1 protein-coding gene is annotated in these 316 nt (G+C 50.6%); it reads right to left on the reverse strand.

Features of this window, described 5'->3' with window-relative positions; genetic code table 11:
* A partial coding sequence (locus SQ11_RS17695; RefSeq protein WP_052494307.1) for a hypothetical protein occupies positions 1 to 316 on the reverse strand: 316 nt, incomplete at both ends.

The raw sequence follows: 316 nt of genomic DNA on the forward strand, positions 1-316 counted from the left end.
CTTTTAGTAAGGCTACCTCGTTTATTAGTACTTGGTTAATGGATGCAAGCTTAGCTAAATCTGCACGCGACTCTGCAAGTTCCTGCCTCAAGGCATGGTTGATCTGGCGCTCACGAATTAACGTGTCATGCTTGGCATCGCGCTGACTTCTCGTTGCCTTACCCACTAGCCTTCTGATCTTTTCTGCAAGGTCCGGGTAGGTGTTGTGAATCAGGGCTGGGGTGACCCCGGCCTCCTTAGCAACAGCAGAAATGGATACCTTGCCTTGGGCTTGCTGTACCCGAGCAATAGCTTGCTCAATACCTTCGACCGTCTT

Source organism: Nitrosospira sp. NpAV, from assembly GCF_000832065.1.
Taxonomy (GTDB): Bacteria; Pseudomonadota; Gammaproteobacteria; order Burkholderiales; family Nitrosomonadaceae; genus Nitrosospira.